This is a genomic window from Streptomyces sp. NPDC014734, assembly GCF_043083325.1.
Taxonomy (GTDB): Bacteria; Actinomycetota; Actinomycetes; order Streptomycetales; family Streptomycetaceae; genus Streptomyces.
Window position 1 is genome coordinate 1 of record NZ_JBIBYN010000043.1, and the last position, 18,292, is coordinate 18,292.

Below are 18,292 nucleotides of genomic sequence, written 5' to 3' on the forward strand. Positions count from 1 at the left end.
GTGGGGCGTGTGGGCGCGGGGGGGCCCCCCCCCCGGGGGGGGGGGGGGGGGGGGCCGGGGGGTGGTTGGGGGGGGGGGGGGGGGGGGGGCCCCCCCCCCCCCCCCCCCCCCGACCAGTGCCGCCCGCCGGGCGGCAGCCGAAATGGCCGCCCGTATCTCGGCGAGGGGCGGTGATGTTTCCCGCATCGCCACCAGCGGACACCTGATCTGCCTCTCCAGCGCGCCCGAGGCAGCCCGCCGGGCAATCTTCCAACAGTCCATGATCCTGCTCGCTCTGGAGCATGCCACCCCAGCCGACGCACTGACCGCCTGGAGCCTGGCGGCATACCTCCTCTGTCAGGCCCCTCGCAAGAAACGAGGCGCCGACGCGACGATCCGCACCTTCCTCGTCGCAGTAGGCACTCATCTGCTGCCCAGACCGCCCGTGCTCCTGCACGACATCGACCTGCGCGCCTACACCCAGACCTACGATTCGTTCGTCACCGAGCTACCGGCCGCCCAGAACATCGCCGAAACCACTGCCGGACGGCATGCCTGGTCCACCCGCTCGATTGACTCAGGCAGCAGACAGCCAGTCAGGCCAGGCCGGAGAGCACCTCGGCCAGCGCGCCGTAGCTCTCACGGACCGCGTCGGCCTTCCCCAGCCGGTGTCGCTCAAGCCGGATCGCGCCCAGGTGCCGGGCCTCATAGACCCTCGCTCGCCACATTCCGGCGGGCGAGCGGTCCAGAGCGCCGTAGGACTGCCAGAACGCGGTCCGCTCGTCCTCCTTGGCCGTCGCCATACGGATGGTCCAGTCAGCGGCCGGGTCACCGAACCACGTGCGGTCGAAGTCCAGCACCCCGGTGATCAACGGCTCAGGGGCCTTCGGAGCCAGCAGCGCGTTGACCGTCCACAGGTCTCCAGCCAGCAGCCTCGGCACGGTGACCTCGTCGAGCACCGCCCGGCCACGCGCGGCGACCTCGGCGGCCTTGCACACATCGCCCGCGTCCAGACCGACACCTTCCAGATCTGCGGCGATCTCCTCCAGCGACACGATCACCGCCTCACTCCACGACCCGTACCCCGGACCGCCGACGGGCCCGAAGTGCGGACCGCGCACATCGTGCACGGAGCGGGCAATGGCACCCATCTGCCGGAAGAACACCGGCCACGCCGTACGCGGATACGCGCCCAGGTGCTCCGGGGCCGGGACGCCGTCCAGGTGGGTCTGGATCATCCAGTCCCGGCCGATCACCTCGTGCGACCAGTCCGCGGCGAGCACCTGCGGCATCAGCGGCGCGATGACCGCCAGCCACGGCAGGCTCGCGAACTCGTTCCGCATCATGTGCCGTTCGCTGCGGAACTGCCGTTCCTCCTCCGGCGCGATCCGCAAGACCACCGGCTGTTCCCGACCGGCCAGATCCACGCGGTAGACGTTGCTGTACATACCCGTGCCCAACTCGACCGCGGACACCGGCGTGGCGGCGCCTCCGAAGGCCCGCTGGCAGATCTCCCCGATCTCCTTCTCGGTCAGTGACTGCTGGAACGCCTCCGAAGCGCGCTCAACCGGCTGGAAGCCCATGCGGATCAGGATGCCCCCTCGGCCAGCGACACACCTAACGAATGTGCCACAACCCCCTCCTCACGCTTGGCCAGACCCTCCCCGAGCCCGGCGCCTCACCCCGGTCAACGATCCACCGCCGCGGCACCCGCAGATGTCCGGTGGCAGCCCCGTTCGGGCGACCTGCTGCCCCGCATCAAGCAGATCAACAAGGTCAAGCTGTACCGCCCCGGCCGCGAGGACGAGGACACCTACGAGCGCCTGGCCGACGCGATGACCCGCCCGATCCGCTGGGACGTCAGCAAGAACAACTACGACCAGCTCATCAAGTACGCCACCGCGATCCGGGTCGGCACCGCCTCCACCGAGGCCATCCTGCGCCGGTTCACCCGCACCGCCTCCCACCCCGTCTACCAGGCCATGCTTGAAGTCGGCAAAGCCCCAAAGACCATCTTCGTCGCCCGCTACCTGCGCGACCGCGACCTCCAGCGCGAGATCCAGGAGGGCCTCAACGTCGTCGAAGGCTGGAACGGCGCCAACGACATCATCTTCTCCGGCAAGAGCGGCGAGCTCAGCAGCAACCGCTGTGACCAGCAGGAACTGTCCGCTCTCGCGCTCCATCTCCTGCAAACGGCGCTCGTCTTCGTATTCTCTGAACTTCCCCGGACTGGCATGCCTCCGCCCTGCGGAACCTGTTCAACCGGATGCTCGGCCAGCTTCACCACTGCCTGCGACACCGCGTCTCACTTCGACGAGGAACAGGCCTTCGCGCGCCTGTGAAGAGGACCGGCTACAACCGCGAGGAAGCGTCGGTCCACAGGGCCATGTCGAAGTCTCCGTCCACGGCGTTCTCTTCGTACCAGCCCTGGCCCGCCAGCCAGGTCTCGAGCCACTCGGCGAGGCTGCCCGCATCCACGAACCATGCGCGGGAGAGGTCCTGGCCGCTGATCGCGTTCGGGTCGAAGAGGAGGACTGTTCCGTCCTCGCTGCGGCAGTCGACGCACGCGAACATGGCGCAGCCCCAGTCCAGGATCGGTAGGACCCCCTTGGGCCACGACCACCAGGTGTCTGTTCCCTCGGGCGGGATCCTCCCCAGATAGCTCTGAACCACGGAGTCCTCATCGTCCGGGTGCGGGTCGAGGAGAGAAAGCAAGGAGTCCATGGGGCCGAAGCCGCCGTTGCCCACGTTCCGGTAGAGCGCGGCCAGAAGAGGGTGCAGGTGAAAACCGAGCAGCTGCTCGGCCTTCTCCAGTTCCTCCTCGGAGATCGGGGGCTGGATTCGATCACTCTGGGCCGCCTCGGCGACGACCCGTCCGAGCAGCTGGTCGAAGTTCTTCACGCTCGCATCTTCACCGACAGGTCCGACAGACTCTCAGCCGGGTGGGCGGACCGCCGCTCAGAGCCGGTTGGGGCCGGTCGGCGGAGGGTGTCATGAAATATCCCTGGCTGCGGTGACGGTTCGGCCCGCGATGTCGCAGAAGGTGGGCATGCCGAGGTTGACGGTGGTGCCCCGGCGGTCCCGCTCGTCGAGCTGGGCGAGTTTCTGCACGGCTCCGGCAAGGCTGACCTTGAGCCCTTCGACCTCACCGGGCCAGCCCTCCTTCTCGGCCTCTGCGATCCGGTCGACCAGGTTGTCGCGGATGGCCACGATGCGCTGGCGTTGGTCGGGATCGGGCCGCAGCAGGCTGCATCTGAGGCAGCTGTGCTCATGGACGCAACCGGTCCCGTAGGCTCGGCCGTAGTCGCCCAAGGCTACCCGGCGGCGTTCGAAGTGGCCGAGGAACTCCTCCCACTCCTCGTCGGTCGGGGTTCGGTATTCCTCGCTGGGGCGGGTGGTGCGGCGGCGGGCGATGAAGGCCCGGTGGCCGTTGATGACCTCCTCGGGATAGACCGCCTTGTAGCCCATGGTGGTGTTGATGTCGCCGTGGCCTACCACGAGTTGGGCGATTTGGGGCGGCATTCCGTTCATGATCGTGTCCGTGATGAACAGCCTCCGGAAGTCATGGGGGCTGAAGGTCAGCGGTCGGCTGGTGGCGTCGGTAAGACCGGTGCGGGCGAGCGCGTCGTTGAGCATGTCCCTGATCCCGGCAGCCGGGATCGGCCGGTTCTCCACGCCGATGTGGCGCTGGAACAACAGCGGCATCGGCGGGTTCCAGACGCGTTCGTGGTTGTCGTAGGAGACAACGAGCGGGACGGCGCTGTTCGCGTCGCGGACGCGGCTGATGATCGTGCTGAGAACGTCCGCGAGCTCCGGGGAGATGACGAGCAGGCGCTCGGTATCGGTCTTGGACGGGGCGATGTGCAGGAGCGGGATGAGCTCGCCCGTGCTGGGCAGCCGGTATTGGACAAGGCTGTGGTGGGAGAGCTCGGTCAGCTCCTCGACGCGGATCCCGGTGTGCCGCAGGACTTCGACGATCGCCCAGGACCAGAACGCCCGATGCTCCTCCAGCGTGAGGTCGATGCGTTTCCCGGTCTCGGGGTCCTTGGCCCAGACCTTGGCCGTGGGGTTCTTGGTGACCGGCCGGTGCCAGCGCTGACCGGCTGCGGTGAAGTCAGCTCCCGGAGTGGTGGTCTGTGCGGCTTCCAGCCGTTCAGCGGCCCGGCGGCGTTCAGTGTCGACTGTCTGCGTCAGGAGCGGGAGGACGGGTAGCCGCTCGCGTGTCCGCTGATCCATGCGCGATTTGCGGCCGGACCGTTCTTTCTTGCGCGACATCTCCTCCTCGCGGATGGGGCAGGGGGCCGCCCAGATGCCCCAGCGCGCGGGATCGTCCATGGCCCACTGGGCGAGGTCGAGGTAGAAGGCTCGTACCATGGCGAGGTAGTTGATGCCGCGGTCGGCGCGTGGAACCTGCGTCTCGACGACGTCGCCGGCGGCGGTCTTGCTGCGGATCGTCTTCATCGCGACCCGCTGTTTCCATCCCGCGGCGGCATCCGGCGCCAGGCGCAGGGAGTCGATCCCCGGGTGGTGGTCCTCCAGGTCTCTCCAGAACAGCTTGCCCAGGCCGAAGGCCACCGCCCGCAGCGAGGTGTAGTCGAGCGAGAGAGAGCGTTCTCGCAGGTAGTCCACCAACAGGTCCCGAATCGGTCGACAGGCGATGCCGTAACGGTCGATCATCTGCTCGATGCTGATCTGCCCCTGGTTCTTGGGGTTGAAGACCCGCACCGTCGCCGGGGCCGCGGCCGGGAAGGCGCCCGTGGCGTGCAGCATCTGGTAGAAGTACACGCTCGTGTCGACGTTGCGGCTGCCCATGCTGAGCAGGAGGTCCGCCAGCTCCAGGCAGTCCCCGACCGTGATGTCTCGGACTTGGCCGCCCTTCGCGGCCATGACGGTGGCGATCCGCCGCAGTGCACCGTCCTTGGTGTGGGTGTTGGCGGGGTCACTCCGGCAGACGGCCGTCAGGGCGGCGAACCCTTCCGGGTCGCGGCTGCGTGCCATCTCAGCGGTCAGAATCTGCACCGTCCCCGGAGTCAGCAGCCACGACAGGCTGGGCCGGATGACATCGCCGCTGATCAGCGTCAGGATGCCGCTGCCCAAGGCGTCGAAGTCCTTCTTCGGGTTCTGGTAGGACCAGCCGGTGGACTGGAGCCAGGAGACGGCCATGCGCCGCCAGGCGATGTTGCCGGCCGCGTCCGCGCCGCTGGCGTTCCAGCGGCCCTGCCAGGTCTTCCCGGGAAACCGCTCCAACCACGCCAACGTCTTGGTCAGACCGGTCCTGCGGCGGGACTGGGAGGCCGAGGACGCCAGCACGAACGGCGGCGCGAGCAGTCGTTCCACCACCTGTTCACGTGACTGCTCGGTGGCCTCCCAGCGCTGTTCGGGACCGCGGGGCGGGAAGCTCTTCAGCATCGCTGCCATCTCAGGGCTGAGCTGCCGCGATGCGGAGCGTGCCCTGGTCGGCACCTGCGTGGTCACGCGGTTCCCTCCCCGAACAGGATGTTCAGCGCTTCCGGCCGATACGACAGCGCCGACGGCCCGTCGTTCTGTACGGTTGTCGCTGTGGAAACGGCTGCTGACCTGCGGGCGTGGTGCGCGAGCACTTCCGCAATCACGTCCTCGGTGAGTGGCGTCAGGTATAGCTGAGTGGTACTCAGATGAGCGTGGCCAAGGACCCACTGCACATCGGTGAGCGACATGTCGGGGTCACGAGCCATTCGGTAGGCCGCGGTGTGCCGCAGATCATGCAACGACCAGTTGGCCCCGAGGGCTGCGTTCGCTCGGCTGAGCATCCGGTAGGCGGCGTGATAGCCGAGTTCACGGAAGGGCCTCCGTAGGGTCCACCACAGCGGATCGTCGATACCCGCGGGCGCCAGGCCGTGCATCTGTGCCTGGTAGAGCCGGAGCCAGACGAAGGCGTCCGGCGAGGCCGGCAGCTGTTGGATGGCCCGCGTGCCCTTGCGGACCACGGTGATCAGCTGCTGGCCGGGGTCGGCATCGCCGTAGCGGGCGCCCAGCAGCTCCGAAGCCCGCGCACCGGTGGACACCCAGAAGGCCACCAGGGCGCGGTCCCTGTGCGAGCCGAGCTGAGCGAACAGTTCGTTGAACTTCTCGTCCGGGATACTGCGCGGCACCCGCTGAACATGACGAGGGCGATACAGACCTGACCGCTCGTTGCGGTAGAGGTCCATCGGGTTGTGGTGGGCATGGGCCCTGCCTCCGCGTCGGGCCAGCGGGAACGGATTGACCATCGGCCCCGACCCGGCATCGCTGTGGAAGTCGTAGAAGCCACGCAGCACGCTCTCGCTGTGGCCACGGGTGGTCGGCGCGTACTTGCGGCCCGGTCCCGCCTTCCCCGTCACCGGATTCGGAATCGCCGACGCGGCGGTGGCGCCGGGCCGTCTCGGCTTGTCGCTGAGCTGGATCCAGCGGGAGAAGTCCCGTGCCTCCTCCCGGGTCGCCTGATCCCAGCGCATCCGGATCGCCCACAGAAACCGGAACCAGCGCAGCAGATCCATCCCGTACGAACGCTGCGTCGTCGCGGGCCGTCCGATGCCCTGCAGGTCCTTCAGGTACACCGCGACCGGCTCGACGACCGTCCCGGCGGGATCAAGCAGCCGGTACGGCTCCCACACATCGCCGGTCTCCAGGAGCGACCCGACCCGCGGTACCACCAACGAGCGCAGATCTCGGCCCTGCCCATCTCTCTCGACCATGGGGCGGGACCATAGTCACCCGCTTCACGGGCTGTCCGCTGAACTGGGCAAACTCTCCCGGTAGTTCAGTCAACACGTACACCAGGGCGGACTGGAGGATGCGCAGGCACAACACGAACATCTCCTGCTCGTCGCGCCGGTTGGAGGCGATCTCTCCGCCCTTGCCGTAGGCGATCACGGAGTTGGCGCCGTTGGAGGACTCCATGACGTTCAAGCCTTCCTCGATCTCCCGTTGGAGGTCCCGCAGCCGCAGATAGCGGGCCACGAAGATGGTCTTCTGGGCGCGGCCGACCTCCAGCATCGCCGCGTAGGTGGGGGTGGGAGGCGTTGCGGGTGAATCGCCGCAGGATCGCCTCGGTGGACGCGCTGCGGGTCCGGATCGCCGTGGCGTACTTGATCACCTGGTCGTACTGCTGGGCGATGAGTTCCCAGCGGATCGGGCGGGTCAGCTGCGGGTAGGCGTCCGGCTCGCCGACCACCGGCCGGTACAGCTTGACCTTGTTGATCCGCTTGATCCTGGGCAGTAGGTCGAAGTTCAGCGGTCTCGTGATACCGAACCCGATTTCCGACTGGCCATGCGAGTTCGTGTAGTTCGCTTCCACGTCCATGGTGGTGCCGTGTCGCATCGCGCCCTCGATCATCGCGGCGACCTCGGAGGCCGTGCAGTTGATCAACTGGGGTGGATGGTCAGGGACTTCTTCTCCACGTGCCAGTAGATAAGCACCCCGCGCCCGCCGTAGCGCGAGTGCCACTCAGTGAATAGGTTCTGGTCGTAGGCGCGCACGTGCGTGGAGTCGGAGGCGACGGCGGTTGAGCCCTGGCCCCACAACCCGGTGCTGCGGGCGGCGAAGGTGGCCTTCGCAATCTCGATGGCGATCTGCCGGGCCGTCTCCGGGGTCAGATACCGGCGTATGTGGCGCAGTTCGTCCTCAGCGTGACCGTGGCCACCGGAGGCGACGGCCTTGACCCCGGTGTTCGTGCCGTAGGCGTAGATCGATGAACCTGGTCCTGGAGCTCGCCGCCGACGAGAACGCGGCCCACCCGCGGACCAAGGGCGAAGCCGTCGGCTGCCTGCTGACCCAGCACTGCCCGCCCCACACCGACCCGGTGTACGAAGACGCCCTGGAGCCGCTGCTCCGGCTGGCGGAGGAGGTGCCCTTCGACATCACCCGGATCATCTCGAAGGCCTGAGGCCCTGCGGCTCACGCCGAGATCCCCATCGTCTTGTGCCCCGTCCTGCCTCCCCCGAACACGTTCGTACGGTGTTTGTACGGTAGAAGTGCGCGAACTTTACGGTTCACGAGGTAGGTGTGGGTCAGGAAGTGTTCCATGCCCGAGATGTTCGACGCGGTCGACGCGCTGGTCGCGTCCCGCGCCCCGCTGCCGTCGGCGGAGGAGCGCAAGCGGCTGCGCACCGCGTACGGCCTGACGCTGGACGACGTCGCCGGTGCACTGAAGGTGCGCCGGGCCACGGTGTCCGCCTGGGAGTCGACGAAGAAGCTGACCGAGCCGCGCGGCCCCGAGCGCGAGGCGTACGCGCGGCTGCTCAAGCAGCTCGCGGAGCTCTACCCGGCCCCGGTGCCCGGCACATTCACCGGCGCCCCCGCCCCGGCCGAAGTGCCGACTCTGTCCACAGGCCCAGCCCCCGAGGCTGCGGTCAAGACTGCAACCGAGAACACCCAGACCCCCGCCCCGGCCCCCGTCGCCCCGGCCGCCGCTCGCCGTCCGGTGAGCACCACCAGGAGCACGTCGACATCACGCCGTCCGGGCGCGAAGAAGGCGGCCCCCGGCGAACACCGCGGCAGGCGGCACCGGCCCGAGGTTCGAGAACGGGCCGCTGGCGGTGCTGGACGTCAAGGACGGGAAGGTGCTGGCGTACTGTACCGGCGGCCTGGTCCTGGACGTGCCCGCCAAGAGCATCCCGGCCCTGGCGGACTGGACACTGCGCGAGGCCAAGCTCGGTCAGCCGAAGCTGTCCGGGCCGGGCAAGGACGCCGACCCGCTGATCGTCCTCACTCCGTCCGCGCTGGAGCGCTACGGCCTGCCCGTCACGCTCACGGAGGAGGAGCGCCTCGCCGGGCGCCTGCCCGAGGGCCACAAGGTCATCAAGCAGCTGGCCAGGGCGGAGTGGAAGCTGACCAAGCGCGGCTTCGGCCCGTGGACGAGGATCTACCGGCCCGCGACCGGCTCGGAGCGGGCCTGCGTGCAGCTGTGCATCCCGTCGTGGAACGCGCTGGACACCCGGCACCGGGGCGAGGCCGGGCAGCTCCCGCCAGCCGAACTCGCCCGCGTCCTGGGCGTGTACGCCTCCCGCGTGATGACGCCGCGCGGCTCCACCGCCGTGACCGGCCTGGAGCTGATGACCGCCCTGCACCCGCCGACCCGCGCTTCCGAGCCGGACGCCGACGGCAAGCGGCACTCCGAGCACAGCCCCGGCTCGCTCGGCAAGGACGCCATCGACCCGATGAACTGGCCGCCGTGCGAAGTCCCCGACGGCCACCCCGTCCTCAAGGACCTGCCCCGCTTCCACGTCCGCGGACCGGCGGAGAAGCTGTTCGAGGAGGCGTACGACTGGGCGCGGCCGATGACCGACGCCGAGTGCACCCTGCGCCACCTCGTCGGCATCGACGTCAACATGGCTTTCGCGGCCGGCGTCAACGGCTTGAACGTCGGCCTCGGTGAGGCGACGCACATGAAGTCCCCGGTGCTCGACCCGAAGCTGCCCGGCTCCTGGCTGGTCGACCTCAGCCACGTCGACCTGTCGAAGGTGAAGGTCGGCAAGGACAAGTGGGTGGAGCTGGACAGCTCGCTGCCCTCCCCGTTCACGCCGAAGGGTGAGCGGCCCGAGGGCCCGGCCTGGTACGCGACACCGACCGTGGCGTACGCGGTGGAGCTGGGCTACGAGGTGCGCCCGGTGGAGGCGTGGGTGCGCTACGAGAACGGCCGCTACCTGGACGGCTGGTAGAACCGGCTGCGCGACGCCTACCTCGCCGCGATGGCCGACCTCGCCACGATGGCCGACCTCGCCCCGGCCGACTTCCTCGCGGCGATGGACGGCTACAAGGGCTGCGACCCGGAGCTGGGACTCGTCGTCTCCGTGGTCAAGGCCACGGTGAAGGGCGGCCTGGGCAAGCTCCGCGAACGCCCGCGCGGCGAGGGCTGGCGGCCCGGCGAGCCGTGGCGCGCCCTGTCGCGGCCGACGTGGCGGCCGGACATCCGGGCGGCGGTCATCTCCCGGGCCCGGATCAACCTGCACCGCAAGATCGTGCGCCACGCCGCCTTCACCGGGCAGTACCCCATCGCGATCCTGTCCGACTGCGTCGTCTACGCGGCCGACGGGCCCTCGCCGCTGGACTTCCTGCCCTACCGCGAGGGCAAGCCGCTCCCGGGCGGCTTCAAGCTCGGGGTCAACCCGGGCCTCGTGAAGTGGGAAGGCACCCAGTCGGTGCTGTGGGGCGAGGAAGTCCGGGAGCGGTTCAAGGCGCCGGAACTCAACTTGGCCCGGTACATCAATGTAGGTACTCAGAATCTGCGTCACGTTCTCGCGAGTGATGACCTCTGAATAGCACTTATGACGCGGCGCTGAGATTCCCGGTCCGGAATGATCACCCTTTCGAGTGATCGAAAGGGTGTGTGTCCGTTCGTACTCCAGTGCCCGTGTAACTGTCCTGCGGATCAAGGTCAGTTACACGGGCACTGGGGGGCGGATGGTGGATGTAGAGGTGTGCGTTCGGCTCGCCGAGGACGAGGTGCGCGAGGGCCTCGCCTGGGAGTCGGCGCCGTTGGAGATGCTGTACGCGGCCGAGCCGTGGCGGACGTTCCGCTGGTACATGGGGCAGAGGCACTACTCGGGTTCGTACTGGTCGAGTACGCAGTCGGACCACGTGATCTACGAGTCGCGGCTGGAGCTCGCGCGACTGCTCTACGCCGACTTCGACCAGGACGTGACGGCGATCGTGGCCCAGCCCTTCTTGCTGCGAGCCGAGGTGGACGGTGTGCTGCGCCGGCACGTCCCGGACTACCTGCTGGCCACCGCGGCAGGTCCGCTCGTGGTGGACGTCAAGCCGCAGCACCGGGTGGCCCGGCCGGAGCACGCGTTCACCTTCGGTTGGACGCGGGAGGCGGTTGAGTCCCGAGGCTGGCGCTACGAGGTGTGGAGCGAGCCGCCCGAGGCGGAGCTGGCCAACATCCGGTTCCTCGCGGGCTACCGCCGCGACTGGCTGTTCGAGCCGGACCTGCTCGATGAGGAACGCGACGAGGCGGTGGACGAGGAGCCGCCGCCGGACCGGTTGTTTGATCCGGTCATCCTCGACGAGGTACGTGACCTGGTGGGGGACGGGGACACGCTGGGTGAGGCGTTCGCCTGCCTGCCGGAGCGTCCGGCACCGCTGGTGCGGGCGGCGGTCCTACATCTGTTGTGGAAGCAGCAGTGGTTGACCGATCTGAGCGTTCCGCTGAGCGCTCGCAGCGTGCTGAGGGCGGCGTCGTGAGCCGGGCTGCGGTGCGCGTGGGAGTGGGGAGTCGCTTCTCCTATGACGGCGAGGTCGTCAAGGTGGTGGAGCTTGCCAGCACGCAGGCGGGCGGCGAAGTGGTCCTCAAGGACGGCCGGGGTCGGCTGCTGCGCCTGGCCGTCAAGGAACTGCTGCTGTCCGACCGCGCCCGCATCATCCCGGACGGGCCAGGTCCTGCTGCCGACGACCCGCAGGAGACGGCAGCGGTGGTACTGGCCCGCCTGGACGCCGGCGAGCGGGAACAGGTGCTGCAGCGGGCGGCGCACGTGAGGGAGGTACTGACCGGGTTCCGCAGCGGCAGCGAGGAGTTGGCGGGCGAGGGGGAGCCCCGTGCCGCCTACACGGTGGGCGAGCCGTTGGAGAGCCGGTATGCGGCGAAGGCGGCCGAGCTGGGGGTGGCCGTGCGTACGGTCAAGCGGTGGGTGTCGGCCTTCCGCCGGGACGGTGAGGCGGGACTGGTGGCGGCCCGCAGCGGGCCGCGTTCGGGGCACCGGAACGCGGAGGTGTGGTCGGAGTCGGCGCTGGAGGTGATGGTCGAGCACACGGGCCAGTCCAAGCCGTCGCGCAAGATGGTCATCGAGCGGACCCGGGCCCGCATGCTGGCCCGGGGGTTCGTGGAGGAGGACCTGCCCAGCCGGGCGACGGCCTACCGTCTCCTGGAGGACTTGGAGCGGCGTCATCCGACGTTCCGGTTGTCCACGAAGCGGAACCGGGACATCGCCGCGAGGCCCGGCGGGGTCTACGGGAAGCTGCGGCCGACCCGGCCGGGCGAGTACCTACTGATGGACACCAACCGTCTGGACGTGTTCGCGCTGGACCGGGTCACGCTGCAGTGGCTGCAGGCGGAGCTGACGGTCGCGATGGACTGGTATACCCGCTGCGTGTGCGGGATCAGGATCACGCCGGTGTCGACGAAGGCGGTGGACGCCAGCGTCGCCCTCTACCAGGCGTTCAGGCCCCGGCCCGCGGGGGAGGACTGGCCGACGCACGCGGTCTGGCCCGAGCACGGCATCCCGCGGTCGGTGCTGGTGGAGGCCACGGCGCTGGAGGGGCCGATGCGCTCGGCGGCGTCGCCCGCGCTGGTGCCGGAGACGGTGCTGGTCGACCACGGCAAGGTGTTCGTCTCGGAGCATCTGACCAGCTTCTGCCGCCGGTTGGGGATCTCGGTGCAGCCGGCCCGGCTGCGGACGGGCCGGGACAAGGGCCCGCTGGAGAGATTTTTTCTGACCCTGCGCGAGGACCTGCTGCAGGGCCTGCCCGGCTACAAGGGGCCCGATCTGCACTCGCGCGGCGAGTGCCCGGAAGGGGAGGCGTTCTTCTTCCTCCACGAACTTGAGGCGATCATTCGCGAGTGGGTGGCCTGCGTGTATCACGTGAGGCCACACACCTCTCTGGTCGACCCGGGGGTGCCGGGGCTGCGGATGTCGCCGGCGGCGATGTTCGAGCACGGCCTGAACAGGGCTGGATACATCGAGGTCCCGAGGGATCCGGACCTGGCGTTCGAGTTCTTGCGGGTGGAACGCAGGAAGATCCAGCACTATGGCATCGATCTCGACGCGCGCCGCTACAACGGCCCGGCCCTGGACCCCTACCGCGGGCTGCTCAGCGATGAGCGGGACGGCAAGTGGCCGATCGCGGTGAACCCGGACGACATCAACACGGTCTACTTCCGCGATCCCACCGATCGCCGGTGGCACGCGCTGGGCTGGGAACACGCGCCGGGCCGGGACATGCCGGTGAGCGAGGAAGCGCTGCAGTTCGCGCGCCGCCTGGCCGCGGCCCGGGACCGCTTCCCGGACGACAAGGCCGCGGTCCGGGACCTGTTCCAGCGGTGGAACCTCGGCCTGGGCACCTCGCTGGTCGAACGCAGGATGGCGCTGCGGCTCGCCCGGGAACAGGCCGCCCTGGACCTGCCAGAAGCCGAGGAGAGCGTCGCCACGCTGCCGAGCGTGCGGCGCCTGATGGAACTGACCGACGCGGCAGAGCCACAGTCCGTGACCGAGGCCGCACCCGAGGCGGGCGACGACGACGTGGACGACGACGCCGAGCCGGTCGAGCTGAAAGACGACAGCGACTTCTACACCGATGCCCTGGAGGACGCGTGAACAGCGAGAGCACCTGGACGCCGGGCGATACCCACCGCCTGGATGCGCTGACGCTGTCCCGCAAGGAGGGCTGGGCGGCGTTCGCGAACGCCGCCCAGCGCATCCAGCCGGAACTGCTGCCGCGCGGCGACTACGTGGCGCTGGGCGAGCGGGCGCGGGCCGAGTACGACAAGGCCCGGCGGCTGTGGCACGCGAACCTCGGTCCGTTGCGCACCCCGCAGCTGGCCGAACTGCACGAGGACTTGTGGGACATCGTCGACAGCAACCAGCAGGACGGCGACATGGCCAAGGGCGCCGTCGCGGTGGACGCCTTCCCCGGGCTCGGCAAGACCACCGCGGTGCTGGCCTTCGCCCGGGACTTCCACCGCCGGGAGATCGCCGAGGGCGGCGCGTTCACCGAGGGCGGGCACGAACGGCTCCCCGTCTGCCGGGTGGGCCTGACCGGCAACACCGGGATGAAGGACTTCAACCGGGCGATGCTGGAGTTCTTCGGCCACCCCGGCCGCACCACCGGCACCACCGCGGAGTTCGCCCAGCGCGCCCTGGACTGCGTGCTCTCCTGTGATGTGAAGCTCTTGATCGTCGACGATCTGCACTTCCTTCGCTGGCGGGCGGCCGGCGGTGTCGAGGTGAGCAACCACTTCAAGTACATCGCGAACGAGTTCCCGGTCACCTTGCTGTTCGTCGGCGTCGGCCTGGCCGCGCGTGGCCTGTTCTCCGAGGGCGAGACCTACGACAACGCGGTCCTGGCCCAGACGGGCCGGCGCACGACCCGCCTGGACATGCGCTCCTTCGAGCTCAAGACCGACCAGGGCGGCGCCGAGTGGCGGCGGTTGCTGCTGGCCCTGGAGAAGCGCCTGGTGCTCAGGGAGAAGTACCGGGGAATGCTCGCCGACGACCTGTTCGACTACCTCTTCATCCGCTCCAGCGGCCACATCGGCTCGCTGATGACCCTCATCAACCGCGGCTGCCAGCGCGCCGTCCGCACCGGCGCCGAGCGTCTCGACGAGGAACTGCTCAGTCGCGTCAAGATCGACCAGGCGGCTCACCTGGCCCAGGACGACGTACGCAACCTCCTGAAGGGCCAGCGCTCCCGACGGCCTCGTCGCAAGGCGGTTCACCGGTGACGCACGCGCGGACCCTGCCGATCCGCCTGGCCCCGCACCCGGGCGAGGCCCTCGACTCCTGGTGGGAGGCGATCGCCCACCGGCTGGGCACCAACACCGGCGACGTTCTGTCGGCGATGGGCCTGCTGCCGCGCAGCCCGTCCAGGCCGGTGAGCTCGGGCATCCTGGGCCACCTCGTCACCCTCCTCGATCAGGACCAGGCGGCGAGAGCCGCCTGGTCGGCCGGCGTCACCCCGGCGCAGATGCACGCGATGACCCTGGCCCACTACGACCGGCGGGTCCACGTGATCGATCCTGGGCGGCGCCGGGTAGCGGCACGGCATGTCTGGGGACGGGCACGAGGTTCCCGCTACTGCCCGGCCTGCCTGGCCGAGAACGGCGGCAGATGGCTGCTGAGCTGGAGACTCGGCTGGTCCTTCGCCTGCCTCGACCACTACCTGCTGCTGGTCGACACCTGCCCGCTCTGCAGCCGTACGCCACGGCACTTCCCCACGACCACCCGGCACCCGCTTGTTCCGGGGCAGTGCCACAGCCCGGTGCAGGGCGACTCCTCGCGGGCAGCGCGTTGCGGTCAGCCGCTCGAGGAGGCCAACGCCATCGAGCTCACCGCGCGGGGACCGGTGATCGCGGCCCAGCAGCTCATCGAGAACGCGATCGCCTCCGGGCAGGCCGACTTCGGCGTCTACCAGGACAAGCCCCAGCCCAGTCTTGCGCTGTTCGGTGACCTCCGGGCCCTGGCCTGCATCCTCCTTCGCCGCGTCCCCGAGCGGCTGGTGGACTTCGTCCCGCCTGAGGTCCTGTCGGCGCATCAGCACCCCGGGCCCGAGACACCGCGGGCCTTCGACCTCGCCGAGGAGACCCGTCCGGCACGTCTGGCCCCACGGCCGGCCGCGACCGCCGCCCTCGCGGTCAGCGCGGCCCTGCACATCCTCGGGCACGACAATGCCCATGCGGCCGGAGCCGCCCTGCGCCACCTGATCCGCGACGCCGACGGCACCATGCCCCTCAAGGTCGTACACCGGTGGAACCACACCAGCGAGGTCTTCGACGCGGTCCACATCGCGACGCTGGTGCCCCGGCTCAAACACAGTGACCAGCTGCGCTACCGCACCGCGGACCGGCTGCCTCGCAGGCCCGGCGCTGCGGCGGCCGCCCGGACCGCTCAGCGGGCCCGCTGGATCCCGACGCAGCTCTGGCCGGCGTGGTCTGTGCGGCTGAGCCCTGTGAGCGGGTCCCTGTCGCGCACCCTCCGTCTGGCCCTGTCGTGCTACCTGCTGCTCGTCGGCGGCGCGCGAGGGGACTTCACCACGGCGACCCGGATCCTCCGGTCCCCGGCGGAGGACAGGCTCGGTCCCCACATGGCGCAACGGCTCACGAAGCGGGGGCACTTCAAGGCGATCAGCCTCGGTCTGTATGCGCTGGCGGACTACCTCGACCAGGAGGGATCACCGATCGACTACGACCGCCGCCGCGCGTTGGACTACCGCGATCTGCTGCCTCTGGACATCTGGACACGGCTCTGCCGCGATGTCGAATTCGAGGCCGGCGGTGTGCGGCGGCACCTCTTCGCCCGAGCGCTGCTGTTCGAGCGGATCAGCGGACTTCCGGCAACCGCTGCTCCGGCCGCCTACGCGCCCACCACCACGGAACTGCGGACCATGCTGCGAACCTTCGAAACGGATCTCTCCCTCGCGCTGGTGAGCCAACTCGAAGAACACGCACGCGAGTTCCTCGCCGGGCAGGGCATCCACGACGAGCCGCTGACCTGGCAGCCGCCGACGGACGTCATCGACGGTCTCGACCTGCCCGGGTGCGACCTCGGGGACATCGATCTGGGCCTCCTGCACCGCCTCATCCGGGAGGAATCCCTGACGACAGCAGGGGCGGCCCGCCGCTTGGGCGTCAGCCATGACGCGGTCCGCTTCGTCCTGCAGGAACAGCCGGCACCCCCCAAGAGATCCGCGATGTGGGTGAGAGGAGCGACCATTCGCCGTGCTCGGGCCGCGCTCCCCAGGGACAGGTTCGCCCGCCTCTACCTTGAGGAGTACCGCCCGCTCAAGTGGATCGCGAAGCACGTCGACGTGAACGAGGAGGCCATCAAGGTCCTGGTCCGCGAGTACGGCATGAGCCGAGAGGGCAAAGCGACCCGTTGGCGCCAGATCGATCTCGACTGGCTCCGCGATCAACGGGCCGCCGGACGCACCTGCCGTGAGCTTGCCGAGGAGACCGGCTTCTCGCTCGGAATGGTCAGCTACCTGGGGCGACGACATGACCTGCCCGGCCGCCGGACGAGGGCCGATCTGGCCGACAACAGTCGGCCCTGAACCCTGATGGACGACAGGCCAGGGCAGCTATGCGCCCGGTCGCGCTCACCGACGTTGAGACAACGCAAGCGACCAATACGAGGGGACCTGGTGACCATCGCTTGGGGCTCGGGCGGAGCGTGACCACTCCGCCCGAGCCCCAAGCCTTTGTAGACCGTACGAAAGAGGCCAGCTCGTTCGAGCGTCGCATGTATACACCTCCGGGATCCTCCGGATCTGCGAGTGCCGCCCGGATGAGCATCGGCTCCGAACCCGCAGTGGCCAACTCGAGCACAGCTAGGTTGTGTTGTTGAGACCCCGGGAAGAGCTGGTGAACCCTCCCGTATGACTCATTCTGCCCCCTCGGAGTACGGCGAAAGGGATGCGCTGCCTTCCGTGACGATGCCGTACACGTCGTCCGTGGTGAGCCTCTGCTCCTGCGTGCAGTCGCCCTCGAAGAACATGACGCGACGCGACTGCCCCATGCGTTCGAAGCGCTTGATGATTTCCTGTGCGATGCCGGGGAGCGATTCGGCCGTCGCCGAGAGGGCGCCGAAAGTGCCCTCGTGGAAGTCTCCGGTGCGCGGGTCGCGCAGCGTGGCCCAGCTCCCCCGAAGGGGCAGGATCTGCAGGAGGTAGGTGTACGTGCCCGGGCCGGACGCGGCGTGCGGAGCGGCCGGTGACAGGCGCCGGAGACTCCTCTGGACCGGCACGATCAGGTAGTCGCCGTCCCCCTCGGGACCGGCCAGGATGTGCATGCGCCTGGAGCGCCCCCAGGAGTCGGGGGCCAGCACGCCTTCGCGTTCCAGGTCGAGCAGCAGGGACCGGGCGAGCGCGTCGCGGGCCGCGTTGTCGCTCATGGCGCCGGGGCGGGCCTCGCGGATGTGGAGGAGGGGCGCGTCTTCGGGGAGGAGGGGGAGGAACCGGGTGACCACGGCGAGGGCGTCGTCCGTCGTCGGACGGATGGGGCCGTCCCGTACGACGAGTACGCCCTCGATCGCGTCCGGATCCATGGGTGTTGCGCCGGGACGGCCGGTGGGGAGGACCGGCACGGTCAGCCGCCGGCCGTCGCAGGCGGTGTTCGCACAGGAGCCCGCGACGATCTCAGGCGCATCGACGTCAGCTGTGTACGAGGTCGGTCTTCTTGCATTCAAACAGTCCCTGCACAGCGTGTACCGGCACTTCTGGCATTGGATGCCAACGGGGTTCATCGGCAGGGAGTACTTGTCGTTGTTGGCGAACAGGATCGCGTGCGTCGAGTACCAGCGGGTGTCGCAGGCCGAGCACGCCGTCGTGACCGGCGCCAGCAACGCACTCCACTGCTGCATCTCGGTCAGGGGCTCGGGGGACGTCAGCCGCGCCGTACGGCTTGTGGTCAGCACCGAGAGCGCCACGTACAGCCCGTCGAGGTTCTCCGGATCACGGCGCAGACCGCGCAGGACTTCGTCCAACGCCGTACGGTGTCGTCCCTCCATCAGCAGATCTCCCACCGTGCGCCGCAGGTCCGTCAGGCGCGGGCTCCGTTTCCATTCCGCCAGTTCGAATCGCTGCACG

At 69.2% G+C, this 18,292-nt stretch carries 12 protein-coding genes and 2 pseudogenes; 7 read left to right on the top strand and 7 right to left on the bottom strand.

Features of this window, described 5'->3' with window-relative positions; all coding sequences use genetic code 11:
• Nucleotides 1–575: 575 nt before the first annotated feature.
• The gene (locus ACF1CT_RS36690) at nucleotides 576–1,562 is read right to left on the bottom strand and encodes a phosphotransferase family protein (protein WP_391788378.1); all 987 of its coding nucleotides are present in this window, start codon (nucleotides 1,560–1,562) and stop codon (nucleotides 576–578) included.
• A gap of 66 nt (nucleotides 1,563–1,628) precedes the next feature.
• Between ACF1CT_RS36690 and ACF1CT_RS36695 the strand changes: the two genes are divergently transcribed.
• Nucleotides 1,629–2,321 (top strand): Tn3 family transposase, encoded by a 693-nt coding sequence (locus ACF1CT_RS36695; protein WP_391788379.1) that lies wholly within the window; start codon nucleotides 1,629–1,631, stop codon nucleotides 2,319–2,321.
• Between the two features lie 10 nt (nucleotides 2,322–2,331).
• On the opposite strand, the gene ACF1CT_RS36700 is transcribed toward ACF1CT_RS36695, so the two are convergent.
• The 5 genes and pseudogenes from ACF1CT_RS36700 to ACF1CT_RS36720 form a co-directional block, all read right to left on the bottom strand.
• On the bottom strand, nucleotides 2,332–2,880 hold the full coding sequence (locus tag ACF1CT_RS36700) for an SMI1/KNR4 family protein (protein ID WP_391788380.1): 549 nt from the start codon (nucleotides 2,878–2,880) through the stop codon (nucleotides 2,332–2,334).
• 90 nt (nucleotides 2,881–2,970) lie between these two features.
• Entirely contained in the window at nucleotides 2,971–5,454 is a 2,484-nt protein-coding gene (locus ACF1CT_RS36705) for a tyrosine-type recombinase/integrase (RefSeq protein WP_391788381.1), read from the bottom strand.
• Nucleotides 5,451–6,611 carry a tyrosine-type recombinase/integrase gene (locus ACF1CT_RS36710; RefSeq protein WP_391788382.1) on the bottom strand — a complete coding sequence of 387 codons (1,161 nt, stop codon included), beginning with the start codon at nucleotides 6,609–6,611 and terminating at the stop codon, nucleotides 5,451–5,453. Before ACF1CT_RS36710 ends, ACF1CT_RS36705 begins: the two co-directional genes overlap by 4 nt.
• Nucleotides 6,586–7,333: pseudogene (locus ACF1CT_RS36715) on the bottom strand (Tn3 family transposase). The gene ACF1CT_RS36710 and the pseudogene ACF1CT_RS36715 overlap by 26 nt, the downstream one beginning before the upstream one ends.
• Nucleotides 7,334–7,362: 29 nt before the next feature.
• The gene (locus tag ACF1CT_RS36720) at nucleotides 7,363–7,686 is read right to left on the bottom strand and encodes a Tn3 family transposase (protein ID WP_391788408.1); all 324 of its coding nucleotides are present in this window, start codon (nucleotides 7,684–7,686) and stop codon (nucleotides 7,363–7,365) included.
• 2 nt (nucleotides 7,687–7,688) lie between these two features.
• Here ACF1CT_RS36720 and ACF1CT_RS36725 point away from each other — a divergent pair, with 2 nt between their 5' ends.
• From ACF1CT_RS36725 to ACF1CT_RS36750, 6 genes and pseudogenes are all read left to right on the top strand, one after another.
• A complete protein-coding gene (locus ACF1CT_RS36725) occupies nucleotides 7,689–7,883 on the top strand; it encodes a hypothetical protein (RefSeq protein WP_391788383.1) in 195 nt (64 codons plus the stop codon).
• Nucleotides 7,884–8,021: 138 nt separating this feature from the next.
• A pseudogene (gene tap / locus ACF1CT_RS36730) lies at nucleotides 8,022–10,254 on the top strand (telomere-associated protein Tap).
• 145 nt (nucleotides 10,255–10,399) lie between these two features.
• Nucleotides 10,400–11,182 (top strand): TnsA-like heteromeric transposase endonuclease subunit, encoded by a 783-nt coding sequence (locus ACF1CT_RS36735; RefSeq protein WP_391788384.1) that lies wholly within the window; start codon nucleotides 10,400–10,402, stop codon nucleotides 11,180–11,182.
• Entirely contained in the window at nucleotides 11,179–13,308 is a 2,130-nt protein-coding gene (locus ACF1CT_RS36740; RefSeq protein WP_391788385.1) for a Mu transposase C-terminal domain-containing protein, read from the top strand. Before ACF1CT_RS36735 ends, ACF1CT_RS36740 begins: the two co-directional genes overlap by 4 nt.
• Complete coding sequence (locus tag ACF1CT_RS36745; protein ID WP_391788386.1) at nucleotides 13,305–14,435, top strand: AAA family ATPase; 1,131 nt, start codon at nucleotides 13,305–13,307, stop codon at nucleotides 14,433–14,435. Before ACF1CT_RS36740 ends, ACF1CT_RS36745 begins: the two co-directional genes overlap by 4 nt.
• Nucleotides 14,432–16,759 carry a TniQ family protein gene (locus ACF1CT_RS36750; protein WP_391788387.1) on the top strand — a complete coding sequence of 776 codons (2,328 nt, stop codon included), beginning with the start codon at nucleotides 14,432–14,434 and terminating at the stop codon, nucleotides 16,757–16,759. The genes ACF1CT_RS36745 and ACF1CT_RS36750 overlap by 4 nt, the downstream gene beginning before the upstream one ends.
• A gap of 329 nt (nucleotides 16,760–17,088) precedes the next feature.
• On the opposite strand, the gene ACF1CT_RS36755 is transcribed toward ACF1CT_RS36750, so the two are convergent.
• A complete protein-coding gene (locus tag ACF1CT_RS36755) occupies nucleotides 17,089–18,291 on the bottom strand; it encodes a hypothetical protein (RefSeq protein ID WP_391788388.1) in 1,203 nt (400 codons plus the stop codon).
• Between the last annotated feature and the right edge of the window lies 1 nt (nucleotide 18,292).